This window comes from Barnesiella intestinihominis YIT 11860 (assembly GCF_000296465.1).
Classification (GTDB): Bacteria; Bacteroidota; Bacteroidia; order Bacteroidales; family Barnesiellaceae; genus Barnesiella; species Barnesiella intestinihominis.
In genome coordinates, this window is record NZ_JH815203.1 from 853,015 (window position 1) to 879,717 (window position 26,703).

Consider the following 26,703-nt stretch of genomic DNA (forward strand, 5'->3'; position numbering starts at 1 on the left):
CAAACCGAAATCTTATTTCCGATTTGACTATGCCGAACCACATCCTATATTCTACAAATATAGCGAAAGGTGAGCGCAAAGGCAAACCGAAATCTCATTTCCGACTTGGCTATGCCGAGCTGCATCTTATATTGGCGGCGAATGCCGCAAATATAGAGAAAAGCTCATGGAGAAAAAAATCGTCCGTTTCATTTTTCAGTTTCAATACGAATTCTATTATATTATTATGTTACAGAAAGAAACTTTGGGAAGCTATACTTTATCCGACACAATTAACCGCATTCGACACGATAATTGCTAACCAATATTCTTATCCCATCGCCTTTACCCCCGGATACGAACATACAAAGTGGACCGACAAGAAAAGTAAACCCGCTCGCTTTGTCTTTCTCCCACCTTATATTATCTTTGCCGAGACTGCAAGAAAAATGGAAAAACAGAATCAATATGCGAATTATTAGCGGTAAATACGGACGCAGACGCTTCGACGTCCCTACGAATATAAAAGCTCGACCGACGACCGATTTCGCGCGGGAGAACATTTTCAACGTACTCGAAAACCTGATCGATTTCGAGGGCATTGAAGCCCTTGATTTATTTGCCGGAACAGGAGCCATCAGTTTCGAATTATTATCGCGCGAATGCAGCCGGGTGGTATGCGTGGAAATTTATCCGACACAATACAATTTTATCCGCAAAGTCCAACAACAACTCAACGACCCGAATCTGACTCCTATCAAGGGAGATGTGTTCAAGTTCGTACAAAGCTGCCGGCAACAATTCGACCTCATTTTTGCCGATCCGCCTTACGATCTGCCCCGGTTGGAAACCCTGCCGCAGGAAGTGCTATCGAGAGGTCTTTTGAAACCGGGCGGAATCTTCGTTCTCGAACATTCCAAAAACAATGACTTTTCCACTCACCCCCTATTCGACCAGCACCGTAGTTACGGGAGCGTGAACTTCTCGCTCTTCCGCACGCCGATATAACACAATAAGAAAGGAGCCGTGACCGAATGCTCGGTCGCGGCTCCTTTCTTATGCACGACAAATACCTTAACGAACGATCACCTTGATCGCTTTCCCGTTTACCTTAACTACATATACGCCTCTGCTTACCGAAATGACCGTGACATCGGAACAAATATCGTTATGCAATACGATACCGGACATATCGGAGACTGTGGCTCGCTTGCCCTCTGCACCACGAATGACGATAGTACCATTCTCCTCGTATACGCGAATATTATCCATCGAATTATTTTCTATACCCGAAGTCCCCACCGTACACGGATCCGACAATATAGATTCACCCATGTTGTAAACTACCGATACGGCATAAACATTATCGCCGTCGGACGGAGCGTTATCGGTAAACTCGGTCGCAGCCGTATTATCCAACAGCTCCCCGTTACGATATACATTGTAACTCTCCACAGCCAACCCTTCGGGAAGAACCGGTTGCGGTTTATAAACCACATTGTCGATACCCAATAAGAATGCATTCGCCGATACACAACGTATGGCAAAATAGGTGGTATTCGCAGGCAAGTCGTAAGTATAAGTAGCCCACGTATCTGCCGGCACAGAACTTACCTTAGCCAAATTGTTCGTAAAATCTTCGATAGCATTGCCCGTTGTCGAATAATATACTTCTATCGATTCCGTAAAGCTCGAATCATAAGCCTTCGCTTGGAACGATACGGTCTGTCCGCCATCGGCAAGACGAGGGGAGATAAGCCAGTCGTCGTTGTGACCGAGATCGGTCGTCTGAGGATCGGAAGACCAGCATACCGCCAACTTGGAACCATGAGAACTATCCATCATGAATCGTTCATCGACACCCAATCCAGCTATATGCTCGGAATTCATATCGAAAATCATGAACGCCTGCGGTTGTCCGGCATTAGGCCAAGATTGAGATTCTCCGAATACATAAGTATTCCCCCCATCGACATCGGCTACCGTCCAAGCCCCGAAACCATCGATGGTAAACGGGTCATAATCCTCGAAACCATCGGTTACAACCTCGGCTACCGGTTTGGATAGCGACGGAGCCGACCACGCAAGTTTAATGGCTGTACCCTCACTGCTACCGGTCAATCCGGTCGCTACGGGATAAGAAGAACCTTTTACTTTGGTCACGACCGCGGTTTTCGTACGGTTATCGTCTTGTTCCTCATCTGAATCATAACCCACGACACCATAAACCGTCAATTCCGAGCCTGCCATTTCGATAGAAGGCGTATAGGATATTTCCACATTCACAGAGCTCTGAGCAGCCAGTGACTCTACTGTTTTCGTCGCCAATACGTTAAATTCCTCATCGGTCAAATAAACCGTAAATTGCGAGGCATCCCGTACGCCTTCATTCAAAACCGATACGACATATTTAGCCTCCTCCTTGAAATTGACTTTCTCTGGTCCGGTAATACCTGTCGCTTGAAGATTATTATCTAAATAACCGCGAATTTCGATATGATCCACATAGGCAAAATTGAAATCTTCGAGACACTCTCCCACTAAGGCTATCCGCAAATTTTTGGATTTGTACGACGCGAGGTCTATATTCACACGAGTCCACTCTTCGGCGACCTCGATAGTATCCACATCGTGCCAATCGGCATAATCGTCCGAAATTTGGAAACGAACTCTCACACCCCCGGTCGGCATCAATATCCAAGCGTTGAGACGGGGATTATCGACTGCCGAAATATCGATTTTCGGACTGTAAATACGGGTAGAAGCACCGGCGGCATATCCCTGGAAGTCGGCACTTCCTCCATCGTTATCCTGTGATTGGTCTGCTCGTGGAGTCCAATCGGAATCATAACTCTTTCCGGCAAGGAGTTCGGTTGTCCACGGGCCATTGGTAATTGTCGCATCGGCAAACGACTCGGTATAAGGAGCCGGATATGAAGGTCCTACTAACCGCGAGTTGGATTGCGCAGGCTCCGATTCTCCTTTTTGATTCTTAGCGGTCACCGAGAAATAAGACAACACCTGCGGCATCTCGCTATTCAACGAAGTAAGCTCGTAGCGGTCGCCCGTCACATCGTCGGCAACCACTTTCGAATCGGCATCATATACAGTATAAACCACTTCCTCGGGATTTACATATCCGCCGTTTTCCCCCGTCTCGGAAACCTTATCCCAAGAAAGCAAGCCCGAACCGTTCCCTTCATCGGTAAAAGTTACCGATTGAGGCGCCAACGGAACATCTATGCCAACCAATACGGTATCGGTCGTAACAGCCCCTTCTCCAAACGAGTTGCGTGCAACCACACTATAAATATTCAAACCGGAAACGACCCCATTATCCACAAATTGAAGTGCAGTCCCTTTTGCCGGGGATTCAAACGTCTTGACCAAAGTCTCTCCACGTCTCACATCGACGGCTGTCAACTCGGTCAAATCTCCGCCCACAAGATTCTTTGTCGGGGCTGTAAGCCCGATTGTAACAGACAATGCGCCCTTTGCTCCGGGGATAAGCGTGAGATTCTCTACTTCTCCCGGAACATGAATAGACATGGGCTCTCCCACCTTAATATTATCGACGGTCAGATTTCCCTTATTGGCATCGCTTACCACATGGAATCCGATGTAATACGTACCGTCGGCATCGGGCATGATCGAGAAAGACTCGGTCTTGGGCGATGTTCTCGTATTGTTATAAGTGCGCTCTTCCATAATGACGGTATTCATCGCCTCGACCGTGGCAGCCGTTCCCATCTTGATTTCCATCTTTTCCTCGGAACGAGCGCTCAACACATACGTATCGAATGAAAATTCATACATATAGCCTCTCTTCAATTTCAAAGGAGGTGTGATCAACCAATCGTCCGCATTATTCTTCATGTGATAGGCATACCGAACCGTACCATTCGAATAAGTCCACGTTTTATTATCGTTATTCACATCGACCACAGTGAACAATCCCAAAGAATTTTTCTCAGTAAAATCCTGTGAATAAGGAGGTAGTAACGCATCTCCCACACTCACCGAATTGGAAGATGCGGACTCGCCTTCGATACCATCGTTATAAGAAGTTACCACATAGTAGTAAAGAGCCAACTCTTCGGTCGTGAATGTGTCGGAGAAAACACTGTCGGCATGATTTGTGACGACTTGAACATTATCGGGCATACGCACGATCTTATAACGTAAATCGTCCACATTCATATATCCCCCGTTTTTCGTACCCGTAGGAGAATTCCATGAAACCGTATTTACATCGCCGGTCCGAACCACTTTCAAATTGTTCACCGCCAAAGGACTGTCCTTGCCGATATAAACGGTCATATCGCTTTTAGGACTATCGCCCACCGAATTGGACAAAACGACCTCCAATTTATAAATGGCCGATGACGGAACGGTCACAGGACATGAAACCTTCGTCCCGGCAGCCGCGACACTTGTAGCCAACACATCGCCATTACCCAAAACTTTATATGTCACATCACCGTTCAAAACATTTCCATCGTATGTCTCGGACGGTATATCGAAAGATACAGTACCGGAAAGGGAACCGTTCTCGAAAGAGACCGACAGATTCTCTGGTCCCGAAGGAGCTCCATCAAGAGCTTCGGGGTCGGGAATATAAGCCCCCACGACTTGATCTCCATAAGGTAACGCTCCGACCAAAGCGGCTTCTCCTGTTGTCAAATCGACCGTATAAAGATTCGCAGCCTCGTCTTCTTCATTGGCAAACCAATAAAACGTATTGTCAGAAGTGTTGATTACAGCCGACTGAGTATATTTGGGAGACACTTGTGTATCTCCTATCTCCCGGAGTGTACCCGTTGTTTTATTGATTTCATACAAGATACCGCCATTGTTTCCCTCGGTAGCCGTACTGGCCGAAATACCGTAAAGTTTTCCGTTAGAGTCACAAGCCATTACCTGCATCGGTTTCGACAAAAGGGCTATACTGTCTTTGGACATACCTTCGAGATTCCATGTAGAAAGTACATAACACAACTCCTTTGTCTTCTCGTTATAACCATAAGAGCAGCAATAGACCTTGCCGGTAACCGGGTCTTTGGCACAACTCACTGCCGCATTCCGATAAACAGGCCCCAACGAATAACCCATACTTTTATAATCGAGCTCTGCCCCGGTCACAGCATCATAAACAGCATAACGACTCAACGACACATATCCATAATCTATGGCATAATCATAAACGTATAATTTTCCATCGGAATAAATCGCTCCGCCGCTCGCAGACAAGCGAGGAATAAGAGTCACTTCTTTCCGGGTTACCGGAGCTTGGGCCGAAAATGAATAGAGTCCGAAAGTATTAACATCTTTATTCTCATCATAAACGACAGCTCCGTTCAATTTCAGATTCGAAAGAGAAGGAGCCGCATCGATAATTACATCTGATTTTTTACGCATCAAGGGACGAACTTGTTGAAAAGCACTTTCAGAAGACATTTGCCGTTTCTGAAAATTCCTCGACTTTTCCAAAAATTGCCGGACAAGCACAGGATCATTCTTAACATTTCGGGCTTCATCTGGAAGGATTCTCGATGTTGTCTGTGCAAAAGCGGCAGACAATACCCCTCCCGACAAAATGGCAAGAGTAAACAATAATTTTTTCATATATACCTCGTGTTATAATATAATTTTATTGTAAAAATAAAGAAATCATAATTCTCGAACAGACTTTTAATATTTTTTAAATATCCAACAAAACTAAATGTATATATTATTATTTAGTTACATATATTCGGCATATCGCCCAAACTATATACAAATAATAACCCCAAGTGGTAAAAATCTCCACTTGGGGTCAAACGTTCTATCCGAATCAAATTCAGAAGCTGTTTTAAATTTATTCCGAGACAGATTGAGACTTATGTTGAAGCAGATGGGAGTCCGAGATATGCAGTCAATAGCGGGCTATTGACAAAAATCAAGGGATTCTAGATGCGAGACAGGGGCTCAATAGGGCCGGAACATACCTGCTTGAAATGATAATATTATTTCTCAATAAATTTAAAACAGCTTCTAAATTTTACACAACTATAATATCTTTTTCAACACATCGGGAATTTCGACATCGCAACATTCGAGCTCTTTCAGGCAACGTTCGCCCTCCTGAGTTAAAGAAAAATACATCTGGCGTTTGTCGTCATCGCCCAATATCCGTTCGATGAGACCTTTTTTTTCTACCGAACGAATCACTTTCGATGTATTGGAATGAGTAAGCCCCAACAGCTTGGCGATATCTCCCGAAGAGAGCCTCGGTTCTTGACGAAGGCAACACAAAAGCATCCCTTCGTTCAGGCAAAGCCCGTATCTCTTCTCAAATCTTGTTTCAAAATCGGTTATCGCTCTATAAAAATCACGAATCTTACAAAATGGTTCCATACTTATCTTCCAATCGATATATAGCTTTCATACCACAGTGGCGGACACATTTCCCGCATTCGATACATTTATCCGAATCGATACGAGGCAAGCCGAAACCGGTCTGGCTGATGGCCTGTTGCGGACAAATCGAAATCAACGGACAACGATGATTCTGCGGACAACGGTTCTTATCTACGACAAGAGGCATAAAATTACTCATTTTTTCAATAATACACCATCGATTGCCTCTTTAAACGAACTTTTGGACATCGCCCCCATAGCCATTTGAGGCTTATCGTTCATGGGAATAAACAAAAACGAGGGTATACTACGGATATTGAACAATGCCGCTAACTCTTGTTCCTGCTCGGTATTCACCTTATAAACATAAATCTGCCCGTCATACTCCGCAGCCAGCTCTTCCAATATCGGAGCCACCATTTTACACGGTCCGCACCAAGAGGCATAGAAATCGATAATCGCCGGTTTATCTCCTAAATATATCCACTCCTCGGGATTTTTTTCATAATCCACTATTTTCTTTAAAAAATCAGCCTTTGTCAATTCGATCGTTTTCATTTTATTTTCTTTTTTACCATTATTTATCGCTTTCGTTTCACAGGCGGCAAGCATAAGCGATAGTATACCCACCGTCAAAAACAACACTCGTTTAATCATATTTCTTTTCTCTTTTGAATGAACTTACAAACAATCCTCCTATCGCTGCTCCCCAAACCGTACTGGCAAAAGGAGAAGAGGTAATAGGACACGTACCCGTCGCACAACCTACGAACCGCCAATAAAGATAACCGCCCAAAGCACCTAACAGAATACCTGTGACCGGGAGCCAATAACGTTTCAACAGCATTTTCATTTTTCAAATTTATTATTTAGTTCTTAATTTATTTTCCAATAGAAATATATTCTACAAGAAATATCACAACAAATATATTCTCTATTTTCCATTAAAACAATTTTCCATAGGAAATATATTCAATTATAACGTTTTTTAACCACCAAGTATCTGCCCTATCCTCTCATATTTTATTTAGTTTAAGCGTAGTAAGAACAAGTAGAGGGCTACTTTAAACACCTCCCCTGCCGTGCCCCGTAGCATTGCGGGGTGTGACGCAACCATACGAACAGGGGAGAAGTGCACAATGCTATCCTTATACCGAAACTGAAACACCACTTCCAATCCTCTCCCCCCGCCGTGTCCCGTGACATTGCGGGGTGTGGCGCAGCCATATAGGGGAGGTGTCCGAAGGACGGAGAGGTTAAAAAATATCTGCAACAAAGGAAACGTATCAAGGAAACTATCCGCCCTTCTCCTCCATGCGACAAAAAATAAAAGAGACTACAAAAACAAAAGATGCTGAAAAGAGAGATTTGTGAGAAATACTTCATCGGTAAATAAAGAAATGATACATACCATTCCTCTTTTTTTGCTAATTTTGCGACAAAACCCACAGCGAACAAATGAATTACAAAGTCTTTGCTCCACACGACTGCCACATAGAAGTCGAACTGCCGGCATCCAAAAGTATCAGCAACAGGGCACTCGTCATAAACGCCCTGTGCGACGATTCGATACCGATAACCAACGTGTCCGACTGTGACGACACACGGGTCATGAAACAGGCTTTCACGGAAAAAAACAGTTCGATCGATATACACGGAGCAGGAACAGCCATGCGATTTCTCACGGCCTACTATGCTCAAAAACGAGATTACGAATGTATCATATCGGGCTCCGAGAGAATGAAACAACGCCCCATAAAAATACTGGTCGATGCTCTACGCTCTCTGGGAGCAGATATCCGATACTTCGACAAAGAAGGATTCCCCCCTTTGCAAATTTTTGGGAAAGAACTAAGAGGCGGAGAGCTTTCTCTACCGGGCAATGTCAGCTCCCAATACATATCGGCACTACTCATGATAGCACCTTATATGCAAAACGGATTGGAGCTGACCCTCACAGGCAAAATAGTTTCTACGCCTTATATCGAAATGACTCTCGAAATGATGTCTTATTTCGGTATAGAGGCACACCGCTCCAACAATACCATACGAATTCCGGCCGGCCGATACTGCCCGAAGCAATTCCGAATAGAACCGGATTGGTCGGCAGCTTCCTATTGGTATGAAATTGCGGCGCTCACACCCGAAGCCGACATATTCCTGCCGAATCTCTCGAACAAAAGCCTTCAAGGTGATGCCCGTATAGCTGCACTTTTTGAACCGCTGGGTGTTTCCAGCCTGTTTTCTCAGGAAGGCACAAAACTAAGAAAATCGGATAGAAGCATTTCATTATACGAACAGGACCTATCCGAGCAACCCGACTTGGCCCAAACCCTTGTCGTAACTTGCTGTTTAATAGGGCTTCCATTCAAATTCACAGGGCTGCAAACCCTTAAAATAAAGGAAACAGATCGCATATCTGCCCTACAAAATGAGCTTATTAAATTAGGATATAAACTAATATCTTCGGACAGATCACTCGAATGGAACGGAGAATCTATCGCTCCGAAGGTTGCACCGGTCATAGAAACCTACGACGATCATCGCATGGCTATGGCATTTGCCCCAGCCTCGTTTCTCTTCCCGGGAATAAAGATTAAAGACATTTCGGTAGTGGATAAATCATACCCCAACTATTGGAAAGACCTCTGTAAAGCAGGCTTCTCGCTTGAAAAGGACGAAAAAGAAGGAACACGATTATGATTATACTCATCTCTGCCATCATACTTTTAGGTATTGTTACTTACTATTTCCATCGACTGGATTTAAAAAAACAGGTTGAAAAAACTAATAAAATAGTTCAAACCAAAATTCAAGAACCTCCGCAAGAATGTTGCGGACGGCATCTCGTTTGCGAACGCGACAGCCTGCTCGCCGGAGTAAGCAAAACAATAGAATACTACGACGACGAAGAGCTCGATGCTTGGAAAGGAATCGAACCCGACAGCTATACACCCGAACAAATAGAACTCTTTCGGGAAATTTTCTATACGCTACGACCGGAAGATGTGCCGGGGTGGGTACGCAGTTTGCAATTACGACAAATCGCCGTCCCCGAGTCACTGCGAGACGAAATACTGCTCGTTGTCAATGAACAAAGAACGATCGACAAATAATTGCTTATGATAGACATTCTCAATTATACATTCTTTCAAAATGCTTTGTGGGCGATACTACTCATTTCCATAACAAGTGCCATCATCGGCACATACATCGTCGCACGCCGCATGCTATTTATTACCGGGGGCATAACCCATGCATCTTTCGGTGGTTTGGGTGTAGGGTATTACCTCGGCATCAATCCCACGCTTTCGGCTCTTGTTTTCGCTATCCTTTCCGCATTGGGAGTCGAATGGCTGTCTCGGGGCAAATCGGTTCGTGAAGACTCTGCCATAGCGGTCGTATGGGCGTTAGGCATGGCAATCGGGATCATTTTTATTTTCATGACACCCGGCTACACACCGGGGCTCACGGAATTTCTTTTCGGAAACATTCTCACCATCACCCGCACGGATATATTCATCTTTGCGGCCTTTGCCTCATTATTGATTTTCTACACCGTGTTGCAATACAAGACCATCGTATATACGGCTTTCGATGCCGACTTTGCCCACACCCGCGGTATCAAGACACGCCTCGTCAACTATATCATGACATTTTTTGTGGCGACCGCCGTGGTTCTTACCATTCGTCTGGTCGGTATCATGCTCCTCATCTCCATACTCTCTTTACCGCAAATGATCGCCGAACTTTTCTGTCACAAATTCCGAAATATCGTTTGGCTGTCGGGAGCAATCAATCTCCTCTGCGGCATAGGAGGACTATTACTCTCCTATTGGCTCGACGTCCCTGCGGGAGCAACCATCGTATTTACCTTGATAATCGCCTATTTTGTTGTAAAAATTATAGCTTCCTACCTACATTCTGCAACCGGTAAAAAGCAATAAAACAGGAAAAATTCAGTTTAAAAAATGGAGTATTATCCCTATAACATCGATTGAAAAAAAGAATACTACATACTATCGGTTTATTTATTGTTCTTACACTCGTATCTTGTTCCACGAAAAAGAATACGGCGGTGACACGTTTTTACCATAGCTTTACCACCCGCTACAACGTCTATTTCAACGGAATAGAAAATTACAAAGAACAACTCAAAGAGATGGAAGAAGGATACGAGGATAATTTCACGGACCTCCTGCTCATGCATCCGGCACAAGCCTATGCAAATCCCAAAGACCCGCAACCATCGGGAAGTTTCGATCGGACTATCGAGAAATGCCAGAAAGCCATACAGTTGCATTCCATTAAGAAAAGGCCGAAAAGAAATTCTAAAAAAATGAGCGATCCCAAATACCGGGAGTATATGAAACGGGACGAATACAACCCGTTTATTCACAACGCATGGAGGCTTATGGGAAAAGCACAATACTACAAAGGCGATTTCCTCGGAGCCGCCGCGACTTTCCTTTATATATCCCGCCATTTCACTTGGATGCCCGATTTGGTAGCAGAGTCGCGCATTTGGCAAGCTCGGTGTTACATCGCTATGGGCTGGTTGTACGAAGCGGAAGATATACTGCTCAAAATCAACAACGAGAAATTGCCCGAATCCCAAAACAACTGGTTTGCGACAGTCAATGCCGATTACCTTGTTCACAAAGGGGAATACGAAAAAGCTATTCCTTTTCTCGAAACGGCCATTAAGTCTGCTTCGAGCAAACAACAACGCATCCGAATGACATTCCTGCTGGCGCAACTCTATGCAGCCACACAAAATCCTACGAAAGCATACCAGACATACGGAAAAGTCATCGGCATGAATCCACCCTATCGAACCGAATTCAATGCTCGGATCAAACAAACCGAAGTCTATTCGGGGAAAGATATTTCGAAAGAAGTAAAGAAACTCACCCGTATGGCTTCCCGGGATCGTAACAAAGAATATCTCGATCAAATATACTACGCCATCGGCAATCTCTACCTGTCCCGCAAAGACACGCTCAAAGCGATGGAAAACTACCGCTTGGCAAATCAAAAGAGCACTCGCAACGGCATAGAAAAAGCCATCTGCCAAATCACGCTCGGCAATCTCTATTTCGAAAGAAGAGAGTATGTCGATGCCCAACCGTGCTATGCCGAAGCCATTCCCCAACTGAAAGAAGACTATCCCCAATACGACCTGCTCTCCCGACGATCGTCCGTCCTCGACGAGCTGGTTGTCTATGCACAAAATGTCGAGCTGCAAGACAGTTTGCAAAACTTGGCGGCCATGAGCGAAGACGACCGGAACAAAGCCATACAAAAAATCATCGACAACCTCATCAAAAAAGAAAAAGAAGAGGCCGAAGCACAACAGCGAGAAGAATATCTCGCCCAACAACAAGGGCCTCAGTTCAACAACGACAACTCGGCCAAACAAAATACGACGATTCTCTCTGGGGACAAATCATGGTATTTCTATAACAAGCCTATGGTTTCTGCCGGTAAAACCGAATTCCAACGGATTTGGGGTAGCCGAAAACTCGAAGACGACTGGCGTCGTCGCAACAAATCGGGATTCTCCATGAGCGACTTTGCCGAGCAATCGGGAAACAGTGAAAACGAAGATTTGGCCGACAATTCTCTCCCCGATGAAGAAAACCCCGACAGCATACAATCCGACGCGGCCGACGATCCTCATAAACCCGAATTCTACCTCAAACAAATACCTATGACACCGGAGGCAATGGAAACATCGAACGAAGTCGTTGCCGAAGGCTTGTTCAACATGGGTATTATCCTCAAAAACAAACTCGAAGACTACCCGGCGGCCATCGCCAACTTCAACTTATTGGAAGAGCGGTTCCCCGAGAACCCCTACCGACTCGACGTATACTATAACATGTACCTCATGTACATGCGTAACGGAGATGTCGTCACCGCAGGGATATACCGGGATAAGATTCGTTCTGTATTCCCCGAAAGCCCCTATGCGCAAGCTATGGCCGATCCGCATTATTTGGATAATCTGCGACGCATGAGCACTGTCCAAGATTCTATTTACGAAGCCACCTATGCCGCTTATCTCGAAAACGACAACAGAACGGTACACGGGAACACGACTTTCATGAAAGAAAAATATCCGCTCTCGCCGCTTATGCCCAAATTCCTTTTCCTCGATGCGCTGGCCTACATCGGTGACAAACAGTACGACCATTTCAAAGCAGGCTTGAAAGATCTGCTCGAACGTTACCCGCAAGCCGACGTTTCGCCTATGGCGACCACAATGCTCAAAGGAGTCGCTCAGGGACGTCAGGTTGCCGAAGGCAGCGGGAACATGCGGGGAATGATTTGGAAGGCACGGCTCACCAACGATACGACGACGTTGGCGAACGATACCGCTCAGGCAACGTTCACACAAGACCTGAATGCACCGCACGTGCTGCTTCTGGTCTATGCGACCGACAGCGTATCGTCCAATCAATTACTCTTCGACGTGGCGAAACACAACTTCACCAGCTTCGTCATTAAAGATTTCGACCTCGAAATAATGACCTTTAACGAAATAAGTATGTTAGTTGTCAAAGGATTTAATAACTTTGACGAGTTATCCCACTATCGTCGGGTTCTCGATAACAGCGAAACATTCCGTTATCCGCCGGGAGTAAGACCCGTAATGATCAGCGAGGATAACTTCAAGAAACTGCTCGAAGGATACAGTTTCGAAGACTATTTCTTATTCCTTGAAAACAATCCTCAACCGACAGAGCCTTATGAAAAACGGTAAAATACTTTGGGCCGACGATGAAATCGATTTACTGAAACCGCATATCCTCTTTCTACAACAAAAAGGATATGAAGTCACAACTGTATCGAATGGACGAGATGCGCTTGAAAAAGCAGCTCATGAGACCTTCGACCTCATTATCCTCGACGAAAACATGCCGGGATTGAGCGGGCTCGATACCCTCGGCCAGATCAAGATGGAAAATCCCGAGATTCCCGTCGTCATGATCACCAAGAGCGAAGAAGAAAACATCATGAACCAAGCCATCGGAAACAAAATATCCGATTACCTCATCAAGCCGGTCAATCCCAATCAGATTCTCCTCTCCATAAAGAAAAATCTCCACCACAAAGAGATCATCTTGGAAAAGACATCGAGCGACTATCGACAGGAGTTCCAACACATTAGCAGCCAGATAAACGACTCCTATTCTTGGAACGACTGGTTTGAAGTTTACAAAAAGCTCGTGTTCTGGGAATTGGAACTCACACAAGCCGAAAGCGATATGGACGAACTGCTCACCATGCAGAAGACCGAAGCCAACAGCGCTTTCGCCAAATTCGTCAAGAAAAACTACGAAAAGTGGATTACCGGAGGCGAGCATCCCTTGATGAGCCATGAACTTTTCAAAACCAAAGTCTTCCCCCTCATCGACAACGGGGAGAAAGTATTTTTCATACTCATCGACAACTTCCGTTTCGACCAATGGAGAGTAATCAAACCTCTGCTTAACGAATACTTTACGGCCGAGGAAGACCTCTATTTCAGTATCCTGCCCACAGCCACGCAATATGCCCGCAACGCTATCTTCTCCGGTTTGCTGCCCAACCAGATAGCTCGCATGTTCCCCGACCTATGGGTAGACGAGGACGAAGAAGAAGGAAAAAACCTGAACGAGGCTCCCCTCATTCAGACACTGCTCGACCGGTTCCGCAAACGATATACATTCTCTTACAATAAAATCAACGAATCGGCATTCGGCGAAAGACTCATTCAAAACTTCCCGCAAATCGAGAATAACCAACTCAATGTCTGCGTGCTCAATTTCGTCGATATGCTTTCCCATGCTCGCACCGAATCCAAAATGATTCGTGAGCTCGCCTCCTCGGAGGCCGCCTACCGCTCCATTACCGAGTCTTGGTTCCGCCACTCGTCGGCGCTCGACCTCTTCCGCAAAATCGCCGAAAAAGATTTTAAAATCATTCTCACCACCGATCACGGGACGGTACACGTCAATAACCCCATCAAAGTAATCGGCGATAAAAATACCAATACCAACTTACGGTATAAAGTAGGGAAATCGCTCAGCTACAACCCCAAGCAGGTATATGAAATCAAAACACCCGAACGATACGGACTGCCGTCGCCCAACGTCAGCTCCACCTACATATTCGCCACGAACCACGACTTCTTTGCATACCCCAATAATTACAACTACTACGTAGGGTACTATAAAGATACGTTCCAACACGGAGGCATCTCTATGGAAGAAATGATGATTCCCTTGATAACACTCACAAAAAAATAAAAACTCATGCACACGCTTACGATAAAAAATCTCGACCAAATACAAGAAACAGCCCGCCAATTCATTAAGCTCATGGGCGACAATACGGTATTCGCTTTTCACGGCAACATGGGAGCCGGAAAAACGACTTTCATTAAAGCCGTTTGTGAAGAACTCGGTGTAGACGACCCCGTCAATAGTCCCACATTCGCCATTATCAACGAATACCGGTCCGCTACTACCGGCGAACTCATCTACCACTTCGATTGCTACCGGCTCGACAAAATCGAAGAAGCCTATGACCTCGGAGCCGAAGACTATTTCGCCAGCGGGGCTCTCTGCTTCATCGAATGGCCCGACAAAATCGAAGAGCTGCTCCCCTACGATTGTGTAAATGTCCATATCGCCGAGACCGAAAACGGAGCCCGGTCGATTACACTCGACATCTGAAAATCATAGTATCGCCCCGAAACTCCAATCCTATATTTTTCTTGCCAAGCGAGGTATCGGAAAAATAGGAGAAATATACTCAGGAAAAAAATGTTGAACCCTCTACCACAATGAACGACACTCCGGCACTCATTCCTGCACTCATCGTTCTATGCCTGTTTCTCATATCGGGCATACTGTCCCTCTGTGCGGCGATAGCCGACTGGAATTGGTTCTTCAACAGCAAGAACTGCCGCATGCTCACATCGAGACTTTCCCGCCGAAAAGCCCGTTGGCTTTATGGAATCATCGGCTGTCTCATTCTCTATATGACAGTAGTCATCGCTCTCGATATCTTATCAAAAACCCCGATTATCGACGGATAAATCAAATTGCCCCCTTTTCTCTCTTTACCCCCATAAAAACAAAAATTCTTCCTCATTGTTATATAAATAGATTCAGTCATATTGACTCAAATATTAAAATATAACAATAACATTATGAAAAAACTTTTGTTGGGAGCAATCTCCTTTCTCGTCCTCTTCTCTGCTTGTAAAGACGATGACAATGTAAACAGTAACACCACACCGCCGGAAGAGACTCAACTGGTAACCCCCGAAGTAAGAGCCCGTATCGCCGACCCTCTTAACCAAAACCCGTTTACGGGTATTCTCGAAATTTATCCGTGTAATGCCGAAACTTCCATTTATTACGGGAACTTTATCAACGGAAATAAAACTGTATTCAATGGATACTATACCATATTAGACGGGCATGTATATGGAGAATACAATAGACCGCTCCATCTTCCTCTGGGAACATACAATATGGTATATTGGGGAACTCCGAAATACGATGACCCCATTTATAATACACCGGCCATTAACTCCCCCGGCATAACGCAAGGAGTTGACCTTTCCAATTTATATTTCAGATTAAGGGCCAATACCGATAATACTTACATGCCCGTATATGATTTAGTGCATGCTGTAAAACCGGCACAAATAGGAAAAGAAGATTTACAGGCTTCATTGACGCGTGTAACTGCCGGACTTAAAATAATTGCAAAAATGAAGCAAAACGAAGTTTTCAGCCCTATGATTACAAACATTCAAGCTCGTATCGGAGGTATTGCCGAAAAGATGAACTTCTATACAGCCGAAACTGAAAACAAGACCAAAACAGTAAAATTTAATCTGGAACGTTCTACCGACGGGACAATCATGAGCAACGCTACGGTCATGCTGTTCCCCTCCGCCGAGAATCCTCCTTTGGAACTGATCATTACATTGGAAGACGGTAGCGAACATAAACTCTCCAAAAATTTAAGTTCGACCCTTTCGGAAAACACAAAACTGACTCTCAACATCATTTTGGGAGAAATCATGTCCGGTGAAACGCCCGGCGACTTCTCTATCGAGGACTGGAACGAGATAAGTGAAACTATCGAATTCCCGGTTATAAATTAACAAACTATATATATTATACTTACACAAGAAAAGCGGTCAAAGAATTGACCGCTTTTCTTGTATGATAACCCCATTTCCCTATCTCAGGACATCAAGTAGAAAATCAAAGGGGAAAATAAACATAAATTTTAGCGAACGCAATGAATTGCATTTATCCTTCTCCCCTGCTTCGATACTTAGGAGAAGGTTGAATACGTCTTGTCTTACCGGCAAATTACGCGATAAAAGAATGTCGCAAAACACCTCCCCTATCTTATCTACGATGAGCAGAGGAAGAGGTGCATACCCTATTTGTTGCTGCCGTTGATATTACTCCTTCTCTTCTGCCATCTCCCGTAACATTGCGGGGTGTTTCAGTTTTCTCTATCGAAGATATTTAAAACTCCTCCCCTGCCGTGTCCCGCAGCATTGCGGGGTGTTGCGGAGTAATATAGGGGAGGTGGCACGTAGTGACGGAGGGGTTAAAAAATATCCACAATAGGAGAAACGTATCAAGGCATCAACCTCTCTCCCAATGTGCCGCAAATATCGAGAAGATATCGAAGAAACGACAATCCGTTATTCCTCCACGATTACTATTTCCTCACCCTCTTTAATCTGGCGATACATAGCTACCGTCATGAACATAGTGATAATCATAGTTACGAATACACCTATAATCAAAGCTACGAGCCCTAATAAATTCAGAACGATAATCATCAAAATACAAAGGAGGATAGTCCACATGTTTCCCTGTGTCATCGTCCAGCTTTTACGAACCGCACCCATAACCCCGATAGAAGAATCTTCGACGTAAGCATAAACGGCGAACATCAGCCGCAAAGCAATATAAAAAGACACCAAAAGCAGCACCAAAAACAGAATACCCGTCACTCCGCCGAATGCCTGTCCCATAAAATGTCCGAATGAATAAGGATCGGCTAAATTAAAAGAAACCGCACTTGCTCCCGCTCCGATAAACAAAACGATAAAGCCCAACACCAATGGAATACAATAACAAACGGCAACAATAACATTCACCCCTATGAGTCCGCCCAATTTCGGGAGTAATTCTCCGAATACAGAGAACGAAGGTTCTTCCCCATCGTATGCATTCAATAAAATTTTAGCGAATCCCGCATTGACCCACACAGACAAAACCAGATTCACTAAATACAAAATCCAATAGCGAAACGTAGTTGTATCAGCTCCGCTGAGCAAGCTGATGACCCACAATAAAACCATATAACCCAAAACCAGACCGAGCATAACGATAAAATGCTTCTTGGTCAATTCCCAACCCTTTTTGAGAGCGCCCGAGGGCGACAGATGTAGTGATTTCATATCATCAAAATTTAATTGTGTTTTCAATACATGCCAAGAAGGTGCAAACGCAATCAGAAACAAATTCTTCTGAATATGCCGAGTGCAACCCGCTTTCGCAACGTATGCAAATATAATATATTAAAAGAAAAAAACATAACTCAAAAACAACAATAATGTAATTTTTCGCTAATTTTGAAATATCTTTTTTATCCAAAAGAGCGAAAACGCATGAAAACCATTCGTATCGAAAACAATTTTGCACGGGTCTGCCCCGGCCTGAAAATCGGTATCATCGGAGCACAAGTAACCAACACCGAAACCGATCCTCGTCTGTGGGAACAAATAGACGACGAAGCCTCCCGCATCGCAGCCGCCTACAAAATCGACGAAATAAACAAACGACCCGCTATACAAGCCACACGAAAAGCCTATCGGTCTTTCGGTAAAGACCCCAATCGGTATCGAGTTTCCTCCGAGGCCCTTTGCAGGCGCATTATCAGAGGTCTGGGAATCTATCGCATCGATACGTTGGTCGATCTCATCAATCTGGTCTCTGTCCGTTCGGGATACTCCATCGGGGCTTTCGATGCCGATCGTATCGAAGGAGACACTCTCGTCTTGGGAGTCGGGAAAGAAGGAGAAATCTTCCGAGGTATTGGCCGGGGCGTTCTCAATATCGAAGGGCTCCCGGTTTACCGCGACGATAAAGGAGGTATAGGCACGCCCACCAGCGACGAGGAACGGACTAAAATAACGCTCGACACCAAAAACTTGTTCGTTATAATCAATGCTTATGGCGAAGAAATGCCTCTCGACGAAACCATAGCCTTCACAACGGGGCTGCTACGGCAATACGCTTCTGCCGAGAATATCCGCACAGACATAGTTTCGGTCGACCTTTTCATCGATTAAGATCGAGTACTTCTGTAAAAGATAGCGCTGCATTTCCTTGACAAAAAGGGAATATTTTCCTATTTTTGCTAAAAGCATCAGCGTTATGAAAAAATTTCGGATTTCCCTCCTGTGGCAAGTCCTCATCGCCATAGCGGCAGGTATCGCGCTGGGACAGTTCCTGCCCGTTCCCGTCGCACGTATATTCGTCACCTTCAACGGGCTGTTCGGCAATTTCCTCACCTTTGCCATTCCGCTCATTATCATTGGACTGATTATCCCGGCCATTTCCGATTTGGGGAAAGGCGCGGGACGGTTGTTGCTCGTCACGGCGGCCATCGCCTACGGTTCCACCATATTTTCGGGATTCTTCACCTATTTCAGTGGAAGAGCTGTTTTCCCTGAACTGATTACCGAATCCGCACACACAGCGGCGATAATAGACAACCCCGGTAACATGGCGTTAAAGCCCTATTTTACAGTCGAGATGCCTGCCCCTCTCGACATCATGACCGCCCTGCTGCTCTCTTTCTGTATTGGATTGGGACTATCCGCAGTCAAAGGCGACACCCTGCGAATGGCCGCCGCCGATTTCCGCGACATTGTCTCCTTGCTCATAACAAAAGTCATTATACCGTTATTGCCGCTACACATTTTCGGGATATTTCTCAACATGACGGTTTCGGGACAAGTCGCCTCGATTATCTCTGTTTTTGTCAAAATCATCGTAGTCATATTCATCTTACACATTCTTCTGCTGCTCGTTCAATTCGTCTTAGCCGGTATCATCGGGAGAAAAAATCCGCTGCGATTATTGAAAAATATGCTTCCCGCTTATGCCACCGCGCTCGGCACGCAATCTTCCGCAGCGACCATTCCGGTCACGTTGGCTCAAACCATTAAAAACGGAGTGAGCAAAAACATTGCCACCTTTGTTATTCCTTTATGCGCCACCATACATCTATCGGGTAGCACGATGAAAATCACGGCATGTGCTATGGCGATTATGATGATGAGCGGCATGCCCGTAAATACGACAGATTTCAGTGGGTTCATACTCATGCTCGGCATTACGATGGTCGCAGCGCCCGGAGTCCCCGGCGGAGCTATTATGGCGGCGTTAGGCATACTTGAAGGCATGCTGGGGTTCGACGAAACGGCACAAGCCCTCATGATAGCGCTATATATTGCGATGGATAGCTTCGGAACCGCTTGCAATGTCACGGGCGACGGAGCCATTGCCGTCATTGTCGACCGAATAGATGGGAAAAAAGAAAATCTCATGCAGCATTCCTAAAACAAAAACCGTCTTTCAAATATATACTATTAAGTAAAATTTATTTATAAATACCCAACATATTAACACTTTCAGACATGAAAAAAGGAATATGGATCATCGTGACAGCCCTCCTTTCGTTAGGGGCCATCATCGGGGCAAATGCTCTGGTAAGCACGACAAACGTAAATACTATGAAGAAAAAATTATCGACCGAAGAACAAATCAAGATTGCACCGAAAGCGGCCGTCGACTCGGCAACGGTCGCTTTGAAAAAAGCACTGTCCCAACAAAATGCTCCGGCTGTAATCGCCGCACTTGTCAAACAATCTGCGGCACAACTCCTCATCGACAGAGACAGCCTTCCGGCGATTATCGATAAGACAACCGCTCTCGCCGATCGTTCCGGGAACCCTGTCGAACAAAGTTTGCTACGGCTGTTAACAGCTCAGATGTACAATCTCTATCTCGACAGAAATTACCAGATACGCTGGCGGGACGAAATCGACGATTTCTCGTTACCCGTCGAGTCTTGGAGCAAAAACATGTTTACCGAAAAAATAGATACGCTCCTCGCACAAGCCACGGCCCCGGCCGAAGCCTTACAAAACACGCTGGTCGAGAGTTACCGAGAGGCGCTTTCCATAGGAACCGACTCGCTCTTCCGCCCTACACTTTACGACTTCGTGCTGAACGAAGCCATAGAAATATACGAGGGAATGGACGAATATAGCAGAATACAACCGCTTGTCCGCCAAAAACTTCTTTCCCCGGCAAAAGAATTTACAACCGCTGTATCTTCTGGCAAAACGGTCAAGGACAATCGCATTTTGCAACTCTACGCCGATGCCTTGAAATTCCATGCCGCCGATGAACTATCCGCTCCATTTATGATGTGGGATCTGAATCGGCTCGAATACCTCGGCGAAAATATCTATTTTTACGATGAAAGTTCGGCCTATTACGACTACATCGGTCAATTAAAAACGATTCTGGACGCTTACCGGGCGAAACCCTACTCGGTCGAAATCGCCACCGTTCTGGTCTCGAAACTACGGGAATCCGGGAAATACGACGACGCCAAACAAGCCCTCGACATTTGCGACCGATGGATAAAAGACTTTCCGAAATATCGCCGAATAAACGCACTCAAAAATCAACGCAACGGACTCACCGGGAAAGAAGCATCTTTCAATCTGCCCAACATCTCTTATCCGGGTCAAACAGATAGCGTAGAACTCTCATTCCGCAACGTCGATACACTCACCGTAAATATCTATCGGCAACCCGACACGCTGTCGTTCTATGCCAGAGAACAATACCGGCCGCAACAAAACGACTGGGATCGCAGTAACTGCGTTTATACCCACAAATACGGACTGAACCGGCCACTCTCTTTGATTCCCGACAAAAAAAAGATCGCCTTTCCCCATCTTGCTCCCGGATACTACGTCGTGGAAATACTCATCGACGGGAAACCCGGTAGTTCGACTGTAAACTACACGGTATCGGGCATAAAAACCATTGTCCGCAGTGCAGGTGAAAAAAGCGTGGAACTGCTCGCTGTCGATGCCCAAACCGGTAAACCCATACAAAATGCCGATGTCACGGTTTATACAGCAAAAAACAGAAGCTATGAGCAAGTCAAAGAGACAAGCCGGCTCAAAACCGATAAGAATGGACTCTGTATAATCGACACGAACGATACCCGATATTATGCGTTCGCCCAAATATCCACTCCGACAGACGGTTATTCACCTCTTGCAGACTTATCTTACACAGGCTATTGGGACCGATACGACAAAGAGAAAAAGACCGCTCTTTTCTCCGATCGCTCGCTCTATCGTCCGGGGCAGACTGTCTATTTCTCGGGAATACGATACGTCAACAATACGGAAGAAAGTCGCGTGATACCTCGTGAGAAATGTACGGTACGATTCATCGATCCTTCTTCACGGACACTGTCCACTCTCGAAGTGACCACCGATGAATACGGACAGTTCAACGGCTCGTTCGTAGTACCGCAAGGTAACATGCTTGGGAATTATACCATACAAGTCGATGGGTCTTGGGCCAATGCGCTCAGCATTTCGGTAGCCGAATACAAGTTACCGATGTTCAAGGTCGAATTCGACCCCGTAAAAGAGGGAACGAGTTTTGGGAAACCGCTCACGATAAAAGGTAGCGCAGTCAGTTACAGCGGAGTTCCACAAGACGGGGCAGAAGTCGAATACACGATTTCCCGCCGAACGAACCCGTTCTTCCGGCTTTATCTCCCCCATGAACAAATCGCTTCTGGTTCCTCGGTAGTTGACAAAGCGGGTAACTTTGCCATCACGTTCACCCCGAAACGAGAGTCTTCGGAAGAAAATATCAATAAGGAACAAGCCTATATCTACACCGTCACAGCGACCATAACCGCACCTACGGGCGAAACGGTAGAGCAATCCGTTTCGGTACAAGTGGGCGATTCCCCCTATTTCATTTCTATTTCCGCACCGCAATACATCGACAAATATAAATCGGCAGGACAAATCAAGGCCGAAATTCATACGCTCAACGGACAGACCATACAACGGGCCTGCCGCCTCGTATTCTATTCATTATACGACTCCGACGAAGAAAATCTCGACAGCCTCAAAATAAAAATGCAAGTCGGCGAAGTTCTCATCGCAGCCGACGGGACAGCTGTCTATCCCGATTTTACCAAATGGCAATCGGGGCCCTACCGTATCGTGGCATTTAGCGACGATGAAACAGGGCGTATCATTCGCAATGAAACTAATTTCGTGCTGTACAGCGATAAAGACAAACGGCCTCCCCGCTTTGCCGGATTATGGCTTCCCCGCACCGAACTGACCGCCGAAGTAGGCGAAACGGTAAAAATTCCCATAGGAAGCTCTTTCAAAAATGCCTATGTCTTTTATTCCGTTTATACACCCGACAGCTTGATCGAAACCAAAATGATAAAGCTCGACAATCGCTGCAAAACAATCGATTTCAAATTCGACGATTCTTTCGGCGGATTGGCGACGATCAGTCTGCTCACGATCAAAGAAGGGGAAATGACAACCGCCCAAGCGACTATACGCACGGCCGCTCCCGATAAAAAACTCGACATCAAGACCTCCTCTTTCAGGGATAAATTGCTACCCGGCAGCCTTGAAAACTGGACCTTCTCGATAACCGATTCCAAAGGGAATCCCGTGAGCGCACGATTCATGACCGAGATGTTCGACGCTTCCATGCAGGCCATTCGCACCCATCGCTGGAATTTCAATGTGCCGACACCGATCCCCTCATTGCGTATCTCCACCATTCCCCGAACAGAATATACCCACAATTACTCGATTCGTGTCTACGACTTTGCTGAGTCCTCCTATTGTCCGATCGAAAGCTCCACCGAGTTTCTCAACTTCGGATTGCTGTGGTACGGTAAAGCAAGGCCTCTGATGGCACGAAGCGCGGCACAAAGCGAGGGATACGATATTGCAGATTTCCGTGAAGTAATTGGAGAACAACCGGTATTGGAAGAAAGTGTCGTAACGGAACTAAGTTCAGCCCGAAAAGAAGTTGCTGTCGAAAATGAGGCTATTTCTATCGCCGATGTCGCCGGGACAGAAGAATCTGCTGCCGACTCCTATCGCACAAGCGAGGTAGGTACGGCATTCTTCTATCCCACCCTGATGTCCGATTCTCTCGGCAACGTCTCCGTTTCCTTCACTGTACCCAATGAAAATGCGACTTGGCAATTCTATGCGCTGGCATACACAAGCGACCTTTTCACGGGACGATACGAAGCACAAACCATATCGAGTAAACCGCTTATGGTATCGCCCAATCTGCCGCGATTTGTCAGACAGGGAGACGAAGTCACCGTATCGACAGCCATACAAAACCGCACGGACAAGGTGCAGGAAGGAACCATTCTTTTCGAATTGTTCGATCCTTATACCGAGAAAATCTCCGACTCTCGAAAATTCGCCTTCATCGTCGATGCCGGAGAAAGCCGCACGGTCGATTACAGCTTCTCCGTTCCCGAAGGAATCGAAGTATTAGGCTTCCGCACAAAAGCATCCACCCTGCAACACAGCGATGGAGAACAACAGATACTGCCCGTATTGCCCGCAAAAGTGCTGGTAACCGACAGTAAGCCGTTCTATATCCCCGGAGGCAAACACTCGACCTCGATCACATGGTCCGGCATGGACAAAAAAATGAAATCACCGACGGTAGAAAACTATCGCATGGTTCTGCAATATTGTGATAATCCGGTGTGGTATGCGGTACAAGCCCTGCCGCCGTTGGCCGATTTAACCGGCGATGATGCGATTTCGGCAATGGCTTCGCTCTTCTCCAACAGCGTGGCAGTAATGCTCGCGAACTCCAACCCCCGCATTGCACAAGCCATCGAATCATGGAAAGCCACGGGAGGAAAGAATCTCTCGTCGCTGTTGGCTCAAAACGAAGAACTGAAACAAGTATTGCTCTCGGCCACCCCGTGGGTATTGGAGGCAGACAACCAAACCGAACGAATGCAACAGTTGTCCACGCTCTTCGACAAAAACCGGGCGGAACGACTCACCCGAGAGGCGATACTCAAACTCCACAATCTGCAAACTACCGAAGGCGGTTGGAGCTGGTTTAGTGGTATGAAAACTAATTTCTTAGTTTCTATAAATACATTGGAAGGCTTTTCGAGACTGCGAAAATTAGGTATTCCTCTTGATGAAAGTGAAATAAAAGAAATGCAAATTTCTGCCGTCGCATACCTCGACAAAATGATTGTAAATCAGAAAAAAAAGAACCCAGATAAAAACCTCTCTTATGAGGATATCTGCTACCTCTATGTACGCTCTTCATACAGAGATATACCTTTGGCCGGGGAAACCCTCGACCTGCATAAAAAGATGGTCGAAAAACTAAGATATTGGGTCAACCTCTCTACGATAGAAAAAGCCTATGCCGCCACAGCCCTTTATAGATATGGCTTTGTCGAAGACGCAAAAGACATCTTGAAGTCCCTGCGGCAATATGCCGTCAGTCAGCCAGCCAAAGGCATGTACTGGCCCAACAATCGCTCTCATTATTACTACAACAACAGTGCTGTACAAGAACAATGTGCCCTATTCAACGCATTCTCCGAAATCGAGCCCGTAACCTCCGAACTGGATGCCATGCGGCAATGGCTGCTCTCCCAAAAACAAACCAACGACTGGGGAGCCGTACCCTCTACGCTCGAAGCCATATACGCTCTGCTCGAAGGCGGAACAGACTGGCTTGCTCCCGACGAGAATAAAACATCGATCGTTTGGGGGGGACAGGAAATGAAAAACAGTCCCGAAGAACCTTTTTTGGGACTGACGGAATACACATTGTCCGGTAACGAAATCTCTGCGGCTGCCGCCAAAGCTGTTATTTCCACCGATCATGAACAACCCTCGTGGGGCGCAATGTACTGGCAATACTACGACGATGTCAAAAACGTAACTTCCGCATCGGTCGAAGACCTCGCGCTCTCACGGCAAATCGTGGTAAGACAACAAGGAGTGCAATCGGCGACCTATGTACCGCTCAACCGCGTCACGCTCAAAACAGGCGATCGCATAGCCATACGGCTCACCATCTCCGTCGGACGAGATATGCAATTCGTATGCCTCACCGATTCGAGAGCGGCTTGTTTCGAACCGACAGAACAACTTTCGGGATATAAATGCAGGGAACGTATCTGTTATTACGAAGAAGTAAAAAATACCGAAACTCGGTTCTATTTCGACTTCTTACCGAAAGGGACCTATGTTATCTCCTATGAGCTCGATGTCGACCGACCCGGAGAATATACACAAGGACTATCCACGATACAATGTCTGTATGCTCCGCAAATAATTGCGAGAACACCGGCACAAACGATCATAATCAAATAATCCTTTTGCTTGTTCCGCGCAGGGCTGTTTCATTCTACTGTTGAAACAGCCCTGTTTTTTTAAAGCCGTCTCAACGCCTGAACACGCGATATGAGACAAAGTGTCGAAAAGGGACATGGAAACCAGTCGAGAATTAGAAGCTATTTTAAATTTATTCCGAAACAGATTGAGACCTATGTTGAAGCTGATTGGAGTCCGAGATATGTAGTCAATAGCGGGTTATTGACAAAAATCAAGGAATTCAAGATGCGAGACAGGGGCGCAATATGGCCGGAACATACCTGCTTGCAATGATAATATTATTTCTCTATAAATTTAAAACAGCTTCTTAGTGGGAATAGTCTTTTAACTCTTGCCGCAGGTAGGGAGGAAAAAGAACATTCGCAGAGACATTTTTATTCTCTTCCCCTGCCGTTTCCCGTAGCCTTACGTGGTATTTCAGTTTCCATTATCGGAGATACTTAAAACTCCTCCCTTGCCGTGCCCCGTAGCATTGCGGGGTGTTTTACCCAGCAAAATATAGAGGTGGTGACACTCCACTGCCTATCTGCAATGAATAGAGGGCTACTTTTAAACTCCTCCCCTGTGTTTTGTCCTGCAAAATATAGGGGAGGTGTCCGCAAGGACGGAGGGGTTAGAAAATACCGGCAACGGTAGTGACAGAATTAAACCTTACAAGTCAAAAATCTTATGCCCCCTTTCCACCCCTCCCCATACCGCTAACGCAGCACAGAGGAAAAGAGTAAAAACCAGAC

Annotated in this window: 19 protein-coding genes; 13 read left to right on the forward strand and 6 right to left on the reverse strand. The window is 45.8% G+C overall.

The window, feature by feature from the left end:
• Positions 1-461, forward strand: a 461-nt coding sequence (locus HMPREF9448_RS14795) for a hypothetical protein (RefSeq protein ID WP_008861213.1), incomplete at its 5' end; no start/stop codon positions are given.
• Entirely contained in the window at positions 448-987 is a 540-nt protein-coding gene (locus HMPREF9448_RS03530; protein ID WP_008861214.1) for an RsmD family RNA methyltransferase, read from the forward strand. The genes HMPREF9448_RS14795 and HMPREF9448_RS03530, both read left to right, overlap by 14 nt.
• Positions 988-1,053: 66 nt before the next feature.
• Here the strand turns inward: HMPREF9448_RS03530 and HMPREF9448_RS03535 are convergent, their stop codons facing one another.
• The 5 genes from HMPREF9448_RS03535 to HMPREF9448_RS03555 all read right to left on the reverse strand — a co-directional run bounded on the left by HMPREF9448_RS03535 (position 1,054) and on the right by HMPREF9448_RS03555 (position 7,231).
• Positions 1,054-5,604, reverse strand: coding sequence for a choice-of-anchor J domain-containing protein (locus HMPREF9448_RS03535; protein ID WP_008861215.1), 4,551 nt, complete (start codon positions 5,602-5,604; stop codon positions 1,054-1,056).
• A gap of 423 nt (positions 5,605-6,027) precedes the next feature.
• The gene (locus tag HMPREF9448_RS03540; protein ID WP_008861216.1) at positions 6,028-6,375 is read right to left on the reverse strand and encodes a MarR family transcriptional regulator; all 348 of its coding nucleotides are present in this window, start codon (positions 6,373-6,375) and stop codon (positions 6,028-6,030) included.
• Positions 6,359-6,565 carry a 4Fe-4S binding protein gene (locus HMPREF9448_RS03545; protein WP_008861217.1) on the reverse strand — a complete coding sequence of 69 codons (207 nt, stop codon included), beginning with the start codon at positions 6,563-6,565 and terminating at the stop codon, positions 6,359-6,361. The genes HMPREF9448_RS03540 and HMPREF9448_RS03545 overlap by 17 nt, the downstream gene beginning before the upstream one ends.
• 8 nt (positions 6,566-6,573) lie before the next feature.
• Positions 6,574-7,035, reverse strand: a complete 462-nt coding sequence (trxA, locus tag HMPREF9448_RS03550) for a thioredoxin (protein WP_008861218.1) — start codon at positions 7,033-7,035, stop codon at positions 6,574-6,576.
• The gene (locus HMPREF9448_RS03555) at positions 7,028-7,231 is read right to left on the reverse strand and encodes a DUF6132 family protein (protein WP_008861219.1); all 204 of its coding nucleotides are present in this window, start codon (positions 7,229-7,231) and stop codon (positions 7,028-7,030) included. Before HMPREF9448_RS03555 ends, trxA begins: the two co-directional genes overlap by 8 nt.
• A 605-nt stretch (positions 7,232-7,836) precedes the next feature.
• Here HMPREF9448_RS03555 and HMPREF9448_RS03560 point away from each other — a divergent pair.
• From HMPREF9448_RS03560 to HMPREF9448_RS03595, 8 genes are all read left to right on the forward strand, one after another.
• The gene (locus tag HMPREF9448_RS03560) at positions 7,837-9,081 is read left to right on the forward strand and encodes a 3-phosphoshikimate 1-carboxyvinyltransferase (protein WP_008861220.1); all 1,245 of its coding nucleotides are present in this window, start codon (positions 7,837-7,839) and stop codon (positions 9,079-9,081) included.
• Positions 9,078-9,494, forward strand: coding sequence for a hypothetical protein (locus tag HMPREF9448_RS03565; protein ID WP_008861221.1), 417 nt, complete (start codon positions 9,078-9,080; stop codon positions 9,492-9,494). The genes HMPREF9448_RS03560 and HMPREF9448_RS03565 overlap by 4 nt, the downstream gene beginning before the upstream one ends.
• 6 nt (positions 9,495-9,500) lie before the next feature.
• The gene (locus HMPREF9448_RS03570; protein WP_008861222.1) at positions 9,501-10,325 is read left to right on the forward strand and encodes a metal ABC transporter permease; all 825 of its coding nucleotides are present in this window, start codon (positions 9,501-9,503) and stop codon (positions 10,323-10,325) included.
• Positions 10,326-10,375: 50 nt separating this feature from the next.
• A complete protein-coding gene (gene porW / locus HMPREF9448_RS03575; protein WP_040295857.1) occupies positions 10,376-13,147 on the forward strand; it encodes a type IX secretion system periplasmic lipoprotein PorW/SprE in 2,772 nt (923 codons plus the stop codon).
• Entirely contained in the window at positions 13,134-14,675 is a 1,542-nt protein-coding gene (porX, locus tag HMPREF9448_RS03580; protein WP_008861224.1) for a T9SS response regulator signal transducer PorX, read from the forward strand. Before porW ends, porX begins: the two co-directional genes overlap by 14 nt.
• A 6-nt stretch (positions 14,676-14,681) precedes the next feature.
• Positions 14,682-15,104 (forward strand): tRNA (adenosine(37)-N6)-threonylcarbamoyltransferase complex ATPase subunit type 1 TsaE, encoded by a 423-nt coding sequence (tsaE, locus tag HMPREF9448_RS03585; protein WP_008861225.1) that lies wholly within the window; start codon positions 14,682-14,684, stop codon positions 15,102-15,104.
• A gap of 110 nt (positions 15,105-15,214) precedes the next feature.
• A complete protein-coding gene (locus HMPREF9448_RS03590) occupies positions 15,215-15,469 on the forward strand; it encodes an immunity 17 family protein (protein WP_040295858.1) in 255 nt (84 codons plus the stop codon).
• A 114-nt stretch (positions 15,470-15,583) separates the two neighbouring features.
• Positions 15,584-16,552, forward strand: coding sequence for a FimB/Mfa2 family fimbrial subunit (locus HMPREF9448_RS03595; RefSeq protein ID WP_008861226.1), 969 nt, complete (start codon positions 15,584-15,586; stop codon positions 16,550-16,552).
• A gap of 558 nt (positions 16,553-17,110) precedes the next feature.
• Here HMPREF9448_RS03595 and HMPREF9448_RS03600 read toward each other — a convergent pair.
• On the reverse strand, positions 17,111-17,875 hold the full coding sequence (locus tag HMPREF9448_RS03600) for a glycerophosphoryl diester phosphodiesterase membrane domain-containing protein (protein WP_008861227.1): 765 nt from the start codon (positions 17,873-17,875) through the stop codon (positions 17,111-17,113).
• A gap of 210 nt (positions 17,876-18,085) precedes the next feature.
• Here HMPREF9448_RS03600 and HMPREF9448_RS03605 point away from each other — a divergent pair, with 210 nt between their 5' ends.
• The 3 genes from HMPREF9448_RS03605 (at position 18,086) to HMPREF9448_RS03615 (ending at position 25,948) form a co-directional block, all read left to right on the forward strand.
• The gene (locus tag HMPREF9448_RS03605) at positions 18,086-18,769 is read left to right on the forward strand and encodes a B3/B4 domain-containing protein (protein WP_008861228.1); all 684 of its coding nucleotides are present in this window, start codon (positions 18,086-18,088) and stop codon (positions 18,767-18,769) included.
• An 85-nt stretch (positions 18,770-18,854) separates the two neighbouring features.
• The gene (locus tag HMPREF9448_RS03610; protein ID WP_008861229.1) at positions 18,855-20,045 is read left to right on the forward strand and encodes a dicarboxylate/amino acid:cation symporter; all 1,191 of its coding nucleotides are present in this window, start codon (positions 18,855-18,857) and stop codon (positions 20,043-20,045) included.
• A 77-nt stretch (positions 20,046-20,122) separates the two neighbouring features.
• The gene (locus HMPREF9448_RS03615; protein ID WP_008861230.1) at positions 20,123-25,948 is read left to right on the forward strand and encodes an alpha-2-macroglobulin family protein; all 5,826 of its coding nucleotides are present in this window, start codon (positions 20,123-20,125) and stop codon (positions 25,946-25,948) included.
• The last annotated feature ends 755 nt before the right edge of the window (positions 25,949-26,703 follow it).

Bases quoted from the DNA above. Each gene is read 5' to 3' on its own strand.
- HMPREF9448_RS03530 (WP_008861214.1), top strand. From the start codon at position 448: ATGCGAATTATTAGCGGTAAATACGGACGCAGACGCTTCGACGTCCCT.
- HMPREF9448_RS03535 (WP_008861215.1), bottom strand. From the start codon at position 5,604: ATGAAAAAATTATTGTTTACTCTTGCCATTTTGTCGGGAGGGGTATTG.
- HMPREF9448_RS03540 (WP_008861216.1), bottom strand. From the start codon at position 6,375: ATGGAACCATTTTGTAAGATTCGTGATTTTTATAGAGCGATAACCGAT.
- HMPREF9448_RS03545 (WP_008861217.1), bottom strand. From the start codon at position 6,565: ATGCCTCTTGTCGTAGATAAGAACCGTTGTCCGCAGAATCATCGTTGT.
- trxA (WP_008861218.1), bottom strand. From the start codon at position 7,035: ATGATTAAACGAGTGTTGTTTTTGACGGTGGGTATACTATCGCTTATG.
- HMPREF9448_RS03555 (WP_008861219.1), bottom strand. From the start codon at position 7,231: ATGAAAATGCTGTTGAAACGTTATTGGCTCCCGGTCACAGGTATTCTG.
- HMPREF9448_RS03560 (WP_008861220.1), top strand. From the start codon at position 7,837: ATGAATTACAAAGTCTTTGCTCCACACGACTGCCACATAGAAGTCGAA.
- HMPREF9448_RS03565 (WP_008861221.1), top strand. From the start codon at position 9,078: ATGATTATACTCATCTCTGCCATCATACTTTTAGGTATTGTTACTTAC.
- HMPREF9448_RS03570 (WP_008861222.1), top strand. From the start codon at position 9,501: ATGATAGACATTCTCAATTATACATTCTTTCAAAATGCTTTGTGGGCG.
- porX (WP_008861224.1), top strand. From the start codon at position 13,134: ATGAAAAACGGTAAAATACTTTGGGCCGACGATGAAATCGATTTACTG.
- tsaE (WP_008861225.1), top strand. From the start codon at position 14,682: ATGCACACGCTTACGATAAAAAATCTCGACCAAATACAAGAAACAGCC.
- HMPREF9448_RS03590 (WP_040295858.1), top strand. From the start codon at position 15,215: ATGAACGACACTCCGGCACTCATTCCTGCACTCATCGTTCTATGCCTG.
- HMPREF9448_RS03595 (WP_008861226.1), top strand. From the start codon at position 15,584: ATGAAAAAACTTTTGTTGGGAGCAATCTCCTTTCTCGTCCTCTTCTCT.
- HMPREF9448_RS03600 (WP_008861227.1), bottom strand. From the start codon at position 17,875: ATGAAATCACTACATCTGTCGCCCTCGGGCGCTCTCAAAAAGGGTTGG.
- HMPREF9448_RS03605 (WP_008861228.1), top strand. From the start codon at position 18,086: ATGAAAACCATTCGTATCGAAAACAATTTTGCACGGGTCTGCCCCGGC.
- HMPREF9448_RS03610 (WP_008861229.1), top strand. From the start codon at position 18,855: ATGAAAAAATTTCGGATTTCCCTCCTGTGGCAAGTCCTCATCGCCATA.
- HMPREF9448_RS03615 (WP_008861230.1), top strand. From the start codon at position 20,123: ATGAAAAAAGGAATATGGATCATCGTGACAGCCCTCCTTTCGTTAGGG.